General features: G+C 63.2%; 11 protein-coding genes. 9 read left to right on the top strand and 2 right to left on the bottom strand.

The window, feature by feature from the left end; genetic code table 11:
• Positions 1–565 precede the first annotated feature (565 nt).
• On the bottom strand, positions 566–895 hold the full coding sequence (locus tag AB4Z20_RS16630; protein ID WP_253472447.1) for an EscU/YscU/HrcU family type III secretion system export apparatus switch protein: 330 nt from the start codon (positions 893–895) through the stop codon (positions 566–568).
• Positions 892–2,463: a flagellar hook-length control protein FliK gene (gene fliK / locus AB4Z20_RS16625; protein WP_253472450.1), complete on the bottom strand. Its 1,572-nt coding sequence runs from the start codon at positions 2,461–2,463 to the stop codon at positions 892–894. The genes AB4Z20_RS16630 and fliK overlap by 4 nt, the downstream gene beginning before the upstream one ends.
• A gap of 198 nt (positions 2,464–2,661) precedes the next feature.
• Here fliK and ccmA point away from each other — a divergent pair, with 198 nt between their 5' ends.
• The 9 genes from ccmA to ccmI all read left to right on the top strand — a co-directional run bounded on the left by ccmA (position 2,662) and on the right by ccmI (position 9,627).
• On the top strand, positions 2,662–3,297 hold the full coding sequence (gene ccmA, locus AB4Z20_RS16620) for a cytochrome c biogenesis heme-transporting ATPase CcmA (RefSeq protein ID WP_253472453.1): 636 nt from the start codon (positions 2,662–2,664) through the stop codon (positions 3,295–3,297).
• The gene (gene ccmB / locus AB4Z20_RS16615; RefSeq protein WP_003199151.1) at positions 3,294–3,962 is read left to right on the top strand and encodes a heme exporter protein CcmB; all 669 of its coding nucleotides are present in this window, start codon (positions 3,294–3,296) and stop codon (positions 3,960–3,962) included. The genes ccmA and ccmB overlap by 4 nt, the downstream gene beginning before the upstream one ends.
• 94 nt (positions 3,963–4,056) lie before the next feature.
• Complete coding sequence (locus AB4Z20_RS16610; RefSeq protein WP_258690589.1) at positions 4,057–4,812, top strand: heme ABC transporter permease; 756 nt, start codon at positions 4,057–4,059, stop codon at positions 4,810–4,812.
• Positions 4,809–4,985, top strand: a complete 177-nt coding sequence (ccmD, locus tag AB4Z20_RS16605; RefSeq protein WP_042729135.1) for a heme exporter protein CcmD — start codon at positions 4,809–4,811, stop codon at positions 4,983–4,985. The genes AB4Z20_RS16610 and ccmD overlap by 4 nt, the downstream gene beginning before the upstream one ends.
• Positions 4,982–5,437: a cytochrome c maturation protein CcmE gene (gene ccmE, locus AB4Z20_RS16600; RefSeq protein WP_442090264.1), complete on the top strand. Its 456-nt coding sequence runs from the start codon at positions 4,982–4,984 to the stop codon at positions 5,435–5,437. The genes ccmD and ccmE overlap by 4 nt, the downstream gene beginning before the upstream one ends.
• Before the next feature lie 3 nt (positions 5,438–5,440).
• Positions 5,441–7,429: a heme lyase CcmF/NrfE family subunit gene (locus AB4Z20_RS16595; RefSeq protein WP_442090263.1), complete on the top strand. Its 1,989-nt coding sequence runs from the start codon at positions 5,441–5,443 to the stop codon at positions 7,427–7,429.
• Positions 7,426–7,962, top strand: coding sequence for a DsbE family thiol:disulfide interchange protein (locus tag AB4Z20_RS16590; protein ID WP_214510756.1), 537 nt, complete (start codon positions 7,426–7,428; stop codon positions 7,960–7,962). Before AB4Z20_RS16595 ends, AB4Z20_RS16590 begins: the two co-directional genes overlap by 4 nt.
• Entirely contained in the window at positions 7,959–8,432 is a 474-nt protein-coding gene (locus AB4Z20_RS16585; RefSeq protein ID WP_253472459.1) for a cytochrome c-type biogenesis protein, read from the top strand. The genes AB4Z20_RS16590 and AB4Z20_RS16585 overlap by 4 nt, the downstream gene beginning before the upstream one ends.
• Positions 8,425–9,627: a c-type cytochrome biogenesis protein CcmI gene (gene ccmI, locus AB4Z20_RS16580; protein ID WP_442090262.1), complete on the top strand. Its 1,203-nt coding sequence runs from the start codon at positions 8,425–8,427 to the stop codon at positions 9,625–9,627. Before AB4Z20_RS16585 ends, ccmI begins: the two co-directional genes overlap by 8 nt.
• Positions 9,628–9,638: the final 11 nt, after the last annotated feature.

Genomic DNA, 9,638 nt, shown 5'->3' with positions numbered 1-9,638 from the left:
GCTCACACACAGATCCTTCCAACCCAAGCGCAATCCCTGTGGCGAGGGAGCTTGCTCCCGCTGGGCAGCGCAGCGGCCCCCGGCTTTTTTGCGGCTACTGCGCACCCTCGCCCCAGGTGTAGCCGCGGTCCGTTACATCTTTCTCGACACTCGGCACATTTGTGGGAGCGAGCTTGCTCGCGATAGCGGTGTGACAGTCAACAGAGATGTTGAATGTGAATCCGCCATCGCGAGCAAGCTCGCTCCCACAGGTTTTTCTGGTGCTCACACACAGATCCTTCCAACCCAAACGCAGTCCCTGGGGCGAGGGAGCTTGCTCCCGCTGGGCAGCGCAGCGGCCCCCGACTTTTTGCGGCTACTGCGCACCCTCGCCCCAGGTGTAGCCGCGGTCCGTCACATCTTTCTCGACACTCGGCACATTTGTGGGAGCGAGCTTGCTCGCGATAGCGGTGTGACAATCAACAGAGATGTTGAATGCGAATCCGCCATCGCGAGCAAGCTGGCTCCCACAGGTTTTTCTGGTGCTCACAGACTGGTCGTTCCAGCCCGGACACCGCTGCGTTGATCAGTAATCGTCGCCGCGGTCGGTCACATCCTTCTCGATACTCGGCGCATTCGGGTCGTAGCCCTGGGGAAACTTGCCCTTGAGGTTCCAGGCGAACGCAATGATCTCGGCAATCGTGCGGTACAGCTCTTCGGGGATGCTGTCCCCCAACTCCATCCGCGCCAACAGCTTCACCAGCTCGGCATTTTCATAGATCGGTACTTCGCTTTCGCGGGCGATACGCAGGATTTCCTCGGCCAGGGCTTCGTCGCCCTTGGCGGTGAGGGTCGGGGCGTGGTGGCCGTCGTACTTGAGGGCAATGGCCTGGCGGGGTGCGGTATGGGTTGTCATGCGGTTTCGTCCACCCAGCGTTGTTCCAGGCGAGTCTTGGGGCCTTGGGGCGGGGTGCCGAGGTGGCAGTCCAGGTCGCCGACGTTCAGGCCACAAGTCACCAGGCGCTCACGCAAGGCTGTCAGGTTGCTTTCGATCAGGCTCGCTGTATACGGCCGTTCGGCCCACAACTGGCTGGACAGGCTGCCGCTGAGCAACTGGGCCTGAACCTGCAGTGGGCCGAGCGGTTCCATGTCGAACGCCAATTCCACCCGCCAGAGCTGCTGTTTTGGCTCGCGTTCTTCCCTGCGCTCGTTTGGTTGCTCCCGGGGCGGGGTTTCCTCGCGCTGGAACTTGACCTGCAACGGCACGATGTCCTGCAGGTTGCGCATCGGGATTTCCAATTGCCAGGTGCTCATCAGTCGACCGTCGTCGGTCAGGCCGGTCTGCTCCAGGCTCGACAATTGATGGCTTTGCAGGCGTGACACGGCGGCAGCGGCCAGGCGCAGCAGGTGTTCGAGGTCGCCGTCTTCGTCCTGGCCTTGCATCTGGCGCGAGGGCAGGGGGAAGCTGGTGGGTTGCGGCTTGGCGCTGACCTGGCCGAGCATCCCCAGGGCGCTGCGTACGAAGCTAGGCAGGACTTGGGCCAACGTATTGGCGGCAATGATGGCGCTGAGGTTGGTGGAGGCGGGCAGGGCCGGTGTCAGTTGGGCGATCAGTTTCAGCAGGTCGCCTTTCATGTCCGGCGCCAGGCTCGGTGGTTGCCCGGCGAGCAATTTGCTTTCCAGGAATACGCCGCTGGCGACCATGGCTTGGGCCAAACCCTTGGGTGTGCTCAGTTGCTGGACATCCGGCAGGCCAGCCAGCAAGCGAGTTACAGCGGCGCGCAGCTCGGCACCGGTGTCGTCGGTGGCCGGAAGGTTTTGCAGGACGGTGATCAGGCTGTCCAGCGAGCCCTGCTGGCTCATTTGCGTGACCAACTGCTGACTCACCGCCAATTGCTCCTGGCGGTTGCTCAGCGGAACGAACTTCAGCGTCTGGGTATCTTGCACCTGGGCACTCAACAGCGTGCCGATACGCAGCGGTCGCGGGCTGTCGATGTCCAGGGTGCTGCCCGCCTGGGCGGTGTTGAGCAAGCTTACCAACGATCGATACACCGCCGGTTGCCCTGGCAACTGCGGCAACGCCTGGCTGGTCAGCACTTTGCCTTGCAGCAGGGTGCCGACCGGCAACTGCGCGGTGTCGATTCGGGTGAGGGTGGCGACGCTGGAGGACACGGCCTGTTGCACGGCAATCGCCAGATTGCTGGCGGACGGCTGGGTCACGGCCAGGCTGGTGCCCTGGGGCAACGGCTGGGTGCTGGTGGCCTGGACAGTGGTCTGGCGGCCGCTCTCCAGGGTGACCTTGAGCAGCAGCTGGAAAGTCTGGTCGGCCTGCTTGAGCGACAGCACTTCGGCCTGGGCAGTCTGGCCCGAGCTGATCAGGCCTTCGGTCGGCACCAGCAGTTTGAGCAGCTCGCCATTGACCGCTGGCATACGCGTGGTTGCCGTGGCCTGGGGCAGCGGCAGGATGTTCATGTCGCCTGTCATCTGCGGTCTTACCTTGGGAAAATAAGCCCTCTTTAGCGTAGGGCATCACATGTATAATGCCGCCCGTCTTTCAGGGAGTGGCGAAAACCTTGCAATTGTTTGACGCAGCTCTGTGGAACAGGCCGTCAATGCATCTATGCTGCATCTCTTTAACGGCCGCTGCACCGCCGACTTGAACCGTATAAGGCCCGCGATCCCTTGACCAGTCCTCTCCTGCAAACCGTCGGCCTCGCCTGTGAGCGAGACTTGCGACTGCTTTTCGAAAATCTCGAATTGAGACTCTCGCATGGCGATATGGTGCAAATCAGTGGTCCCAACGGCAGCGGCAAGACCAGCCTGCTGCGCCTGCTGGCCGGTTTGATGCAACCGACCGCAGGCCAGGTGTTGCTCAACGGCCAGCCCTTGCACAGCCAGCGTAGCGAACTGGCCCGCAACCTGCTCTGGATCGGCCATGCCGCCGGTATCAAGGATTTGCTGACCCCCGAAGAGAACCTCAGTTGGCTCTGCGCATTGCATACGCCGGTTGGCCGCGAAGCGATCTGGCAGGCGTTGGCGGCGGTAGGGCTGCGCGGCTTCGAAGACGTGCCGAGCCATACCCTGTCTGCCGGCCAGCAACGCCGTGTGGCCCTGGCCCGGCTGTACCTGGACAGCCCGCCGCTGTGGATTCTCGACGAACCATTCACCGCCCTGGACAAGCAGGGTGTCGCGCAACTCGAGGAACACCTGGCCCAGCACTGTGAAAACGGTGGCATGGTGCTCTTGACCACCCACCACACGCTGGCGCGGATGCCGGCCGGTTATCGCAACATTGATCTGGGGAACTGGGCCGTATGAGTGTGTTTGGCCTGTTGCTTGCCCGCGAGGCGCGCCTGCTGTTCCGGCGTCCGGCCGAATTGGCCAATCCGCTGGTGTTCTTCGCGATCGTGATTGCGTTGTTCCCGTTGGCGGTCGGGCCAGAGACTCAATTGTTGCAAACCTTGTCTCCGGGACTGGTCTGGGTCGCGGCGCTTTTATCGGTCCTGCTCTCGCTGGACGGGCTTTTCCGCAGTGATTTCGAAGACGGTTCACTGGAACAGTGGGTCCTTTCGTCGCACCCCCTGGCCCTTCTGGTTTTGGCCAAGGTACTGGCACACTGGGTTTTTTCCGGGCTGGCACTGGTATTGCTCTCGCCGCTGCTGGCAATGATGCTGGGGCTGCCCGGCGCGTGCATGCCGGTGCTGCTGGTGTCGCTGCTGCTGGGTACGCCGGTGCTGAGCCTGCTCGGCGCGGTGGGCGCGGCATTGACGGTGGGTTTGAAGCGCGGCGGCCTGTTGCTGGCGCTGCTGATCCTGCCGTTGTATATCCCGGTCCTGATCCTGGGCAGTGGTGCCTTGCAAGCGGCGTTGCAAGGCATGCCCGCGACCGGTTATCTGCTGTGGCTTGGGAGCCTGACCGCCCTGGCGATAACCCTGACACCCTTTGCAATAGCCGCTGGCCTGAAGATCAGCGTCGGCGAATAATAACGAGGCCTGGTCAAAAATTGACCACTTCTTTGGAAGTAAAGGCTGCCCCGGCGGTTCGTGACGGCGAGCCGCAACCGTGATGGAAACAGCAATGAACTGGACCTGGTTTCACAAGCTCGGCTCACCCAAGTGGTTCTACGGCATCAGCGGCAAACTGCTCCCATGGTTGAGCATCGCTGCATTGTTGTTGATTGGTTCTGGCGTGGTCTGGGGCCTGGCCTTCTCACCGCCGGACTACCAGCAGGGCAACAGCTTCCGCATCATCTACATTCACGTGCCCACGGCGATGCTGGCCCAGTCCGTCTATGTGATGCTGGCGGTGTGCGGTGTGGTCGGGCTGGTGTGGAAGATGAAGCTGGCCGACGTTGCCCTGCAATGCGCCGCGCCCATCGGTGCCTGGATGACCGCCGTGGCGCTGGTCACCGGGGCCATCTGGGGCAAGCCGACCTGGGGTTCGTGGTGGGTCTGGGATGCGCGACTGACGTCGATGCTGATCCTGCTGTTCCTGTACTTCGGTCTTATTGCGCTGGGCAACGCCATCAGCAATCGTGACAGCGCCGCCAAGGCCTGCGCGGTACTGGCGATTGTCGGCGTGATCAACATCCCGATCATCAAGTATTCGGTGGAGTGGTGGAACACCCTGCACCAGGGCGCGACCTTCACCCTTACCGAAAAACCGGCAATGCCCGTCGAAATGTGGCTGCCGCTGTTGCTGACCGTGCTGGGTTTCTACTGTTTCTTCGGCGCGGTGCTATTGCTGCGCATGCGCCTGGAAGTGCTCAAGCGCGAGTCCCGGGCCAGTTGGGTGAAGGCCGAAGTACAGAACAGCCTGGAGGCCGCTCGATGAGTTTCGCTTCATTCGGCGATTTCCTCGCCATGGGCCATCATGGCCTGTATGTCTGGTCAGCCTATGGCATCTGCCTCGCGGTTCTGGCCCTCAACGTGGCGGTGCCGATCCTGGCCCGCAAGCGGTATCTGCAACAAGAGGCGCGTCGTCTGCGCCGGGAGAACGGTCAGTGAATCCGCTGCGCAAAAAACGTCTTGTCATCATTCTTGCGATCCTGGTGGGTGTCGGCGCCGCGGTCGCCCTGGCCCTGAGCGCCCTGCAGCAGAACATCAACCTGTTCTACACCCCGACCCAGATCGCCAACGGCGAAGCGCCCAGGGATACCCGCATCCGCGCTGGCGGCATGGTGGAAAAAGGCTCGCTGGAGCGCTCCGGGGATTCCCTGGACGTGAAATTCAATGTCACCGACTTCAACAAGACCGTGACCATCACCTATCGCGGCATCCTCCCGGACCTGTTCCGCGAAGGGCAGGGCATCGTCGCCCTGGGCAAGCTCAACGCCGACGGCGTGGTGGTGGCCGATGAAGTGCTGGCCAAGCACGACGAAAAATACATGCCGCCGGAAGTGACCAAGGCGCTGAAAGACAGCGGTCAGTCGGCGCCCGCTCCCGTGAAGGAGGGCTGATCGATGACTGCTGGCATCTTTATTCCCGAGTTGGGCCACCTGGCGATGATCCTGGCCCTGTGTTTCTCACTGGTACAGGCCGTGGTGCCCTTGCTCGGTGCCTGGCGCGGCGACCGCTTGTGGATGAGCCTGGCCCAACCGGCGGCGTGGGGGCAGTTTGCCTTCATGTTGTTTGCCTTCGGTTGCCTGACCTATGCGTTCATGGCCGACGATTTTTCCGTGGAGTACGTCGCCAGCAACTCCAACAGCGCCTTGCCCTGGTACTACAAGTTCAGCGCGGTATGGGGCGCCCACGAGGGGTCGCTGTTGCTCTGGGCGTTGATCCTTGCCGGCTGGACCTTCGCCGTCTCGGTGTTTTCCCGGCAGTTGCCCCAGGTGATGCTGGCCCGGGTGCTGGCGGTGATGGGCATGATCAGCACCGGTTTCCTGCTGTTTTTGATCGTCACCTCCAACCCGTTCGAGCGCATCCTGCCGCAGATGCCGACGGATGGCCGCGACCTCAACCCATTGCTGCAAGACATCGGCCTGATCGTTCACCCGCCCATGCTCTACATGGGCTACGTCGGCTTCTCCGTGGCCTTCGCCTTCGCCATCGCCGCGTTGCTCGGTGGGCGCCTCGATGCCGCGTGGGCACGCTGGTCGCGTCCGTGGACCATCGTCGCCTGGGCCTTCCTCGGCATTGGCATCACCCTTGGCTCGTGGTGGGCCTACTACGAGCTCGGCTGGGGCGGCTGGTGGTTCTGGGACCCGGTGGAAAACGCCTCGTTCATGCCCTGGTTGGTGGGCACGGCGCTGATCCATTCCCTGGCGGTCACGGAAAAACGCGGTGTGTTCAAGAGCTGGACCGTGCTGCTGGCCATCGCGGCGTTCTCGCTGAGCCTGCTGGGGACGTTCCTGGTGCGCTCGGGCGTGTTGACGTCGGTGCATGCCTTCGCCTCGGACCCTGAGCGCGGCGTGTTCATCCTGATGTTCCTGCTGTTCGTGGTCGGCGGTTCGCTGACGTTGTTCGCCCTGCGTGCGCCGGTGGTCAAGAGCCAGGTCGGCTTCAACCTCTGGTCACGGGAAACCCTGCTGCTGGGCAATAACCTGGTGTTGGTGGTGGCCGCGTCGATGATCCTGCTGGGGACGTTGTACCCGCTGGTGCTCGATGCGTTGTCCGGCGCCAAGCTGTCGGTGGGGCCGCCGTACTTCAATGCACTGTTCATCCCGCTGATGGCGATCCTGATGGTGGTGATGGCCATCGGCATGCTGGTGCGCTGGAAAGACACCCCGGTCAAGTGGCTGCTGGGCATGTTGACCCCGGTGCTGCTGGGCACGGCCGCTCTGGCCGTGGTGGCCGGCGTGGCGTATGGCGACTTCAACTGGGCGGTGCTGGCGACGTTCGTGCTGGCGGCCTGGGTATTGCTGGCGGGTGTACGGGACATCTTCGACAAGACCCGGCACAAAGGCCTGATCAAGGGCCTGCCGACCCTGACCCGCAGTTACTGGGGCATGCAGGTCGCCCACCTGGGCATCGCCGTCTGCGCCCTGGGCGTGGTGCTGTCCAGTCAGAACAGCGCCGAGCGCGACCTGCGCCTGGCGCCGGGTGAGTCCATGGACCTGGCCGGCTATCAGTTCGTTTTCGAGGGCGCCAAACATTTCGAGGGCCCGAACTTCACATCCGACAAAGGCACTGTGCGGGTCATTCGCAACGGCCAGGAAATCACCGTGCTGCACCCGGAAAAACGTCTCTACACCGTGCAGAACTCGGTCATGACCGAAGCCGGCATCGATGCCGGTTTCACCCGCGATCTCTACGTGGCGCTGGGCGAGTCCCTGGGTGACGGCGCGTGGGCGGTACGGGTCCACGTCAAGCCGTTCGTACGCTGGATCTGGTTCGGTGGCTTGCTCACCGGCCTGGGTGGGGTGTTGGCGGCGCTGGATCGGCGTTATCGAGTCAAGGTGAAAACCCGGGTGCGTGAAGCCCTGGGCGTGAAGGGAGCCACTGCATGAAACGTTGGTTGATGTTGGTGCCGCTGGCGCTGTTCCTGTTGATGGCGGTGTTTTTGTACCGGGGGTTGTACCTGAATCCGACCGAGTTGCCCTCGGCGATGATCGGCAAGCCGTTCCCGGATTTCTCCCTGCCATCGGTGCAGGGCGATAAGACCTTGACCCGCGCCGACCTGCTGGGCAAGCCGGCGCTGGTCAACGTGTGGGGCACCTGGTGCATCTCCTGCCGGGTCGAGCACCCGGTGTTGAACAAGCTGGCCCAGAACGGCGTGGTGATCTACGGCGTCAATTACAAGGACGTCAATGCCGACGCCTTGAAATGGCTGGCCGAGTTCCACAATCCGTACCAACTGGACATTCGCGATGAAGACGGCTCCCTGGGCCTGAACCTGGGTGTCTACGGCGCGCCGGAAACGTTCTTCATCGACGCCAAGGGTGTCATCCGCGACAAGTTCGTCGGCGTGATCGACGAGCAGGTCTGGCGCGAGAAACTGGCCGCCAAGTATCAGGCACTGGTGGACGAGGCCAAGCCATGAAGCGCTGGTTAGCCGCCGCCGTCCTCGGCCTGAGCCTTGCCGGCGTGGCCCACGCCGCCATTGATACCTACGAATTCGCCAACGACGGCGAGCGCGAGCGGTTTCGCGAACTGACCAAGGAGCTGCGCTGCCCCAAGTGCCAGAACCAGGACATCGCCGACTCCAACGCGCCAATTGCCGCCGACCTGCGCAAGGAAATCTTCCGCATGCTCGGCGAGGGCAAGGACAACCAGCAGATCATCGATTTCATGGTCGATCGCTACGGTGAGTTCGTGCGCTACAACCCCGCCCTGTCCTCCAAGACGGCGCTGCTCTGGTTCGGCCCCGCCGGGCTGTTGTTCGGTGGTTTCGTGGTCATTGCAATGATCGTGCGCCGCCGCCGGGTCCAGCGCACCGCCGCCCCGGACACGCTTTCTGTCGAAGAGCGCCAGCGCCTCGACCAACTGTTGGATAAAACCAAGCATGATTGATTTCTGGCTCGCCGCAGGTCTGCTTCTTCTGGTTGCCCTGAGTTTTCTGTTGATCCCTGTACTGCGTGGTCGCCGCGCCCAGTTGGAGGAGGACCGTACCGCGCTCAACGTGGCGTTGTATCAGGAACGCGTCGCCGAATTGCAGATCGAGCGGGAGGAGGGCGTGCTCAACGCCGCGCAACTGGACACCGGTCGCGCCGAGGCCGCCCGTGAATTGCTCGCTGACACCGAGGGTGCCGATGCGCCGCGCGAATCCCGGCTGGGCAAGCCGTTGCCGTTGCTCGCCGCTGTGCTGGTGCCGGTGTTGGGCCTGGCGCTGTACCTGCATTTCGGTGCCAGCGACAAGGTCGAGCTGACCCGTGAATTCGCCCAGGCGCCGCAGTCGATGGAAGAGATGACCCTGCGACTGGAACGTGCGGTGGCGGCGCAACCGGATAACGCCGAGGGCCTGTATTTCCTCGGGCGTACCTACATGGCGCAGGATCGGCCCGCAGACGCGGCGAAGGTCTTCGAACGCACCGTGGCGGTGGCCGGTCGACAACCCGAATTGCTGGGCCAATGGGCCCAGGCGCAGTATTTTGCCGATGGCAAGAAATGGTCGGATAAGCTCCAGGCGCTGACCGACGAAGCGCTGAAGCTCGATCCGAAGGAAGTCACCAGCCTCGGCCTGTTGGGCATCGCCGCTTTTGAGGGCGAGCGCTATCAGGACGCAATCGATTACTGGGGGCGCCTGTTGGTGGAACTGCCGGAGGGCGACAAGTCCCGTGAAGCGCTGCAGGGCGGCATTACCCGTGCCACCGAGAAGCTGCAAGCCAGCGGCGGCAAGGTTGCCCAGGCGCCGGTGGCCAAGGCTGCGGCACTGCTCAAGGTGCGCGTCGACCTGGCGCCGGCACTCAAGGCCAAGGTGCAGCCGGGCGACAGTGTGTTCATCTTCGCCCGCGCCGTTTCCGGCCCGCCCGCGCCGCTGGCCGCCAAGCGCCTGACGGTCGCCGATTTGCCGGTCACGGTAGAGCTGGGTGACGCGGACGCAATGATGCCGCAGTTGAAACTGTCGAACTTCCCCGAAGTCCAACTGGTGGCGCGCATCTCCCGGGCCGGCCAGCCGACCGCGGGTGAGTGGATCGGCCGCAGCCAGCCCCTGGCGAGCAGCACCACGGCGCAGCAACAACTGACCATCGACAGCCCGGACAAATAACAGGAATTCGC

Origin of the sequence: Pseudomonas sp. KB_12 (genome assembly GCF_052114545.1) — a bacterium.
Classification (GTDB): domain Bacteria; phylum Pseudomonadota; class Gammaproteobacteria; order Pseudomonadales; family Pseudomonadaceae; genus Aquipseudomonas; species Aquipseudomonas brassicacearum.
This window is presented reverse-complemented; position numbering and strand designations above follow the sequence as displayed.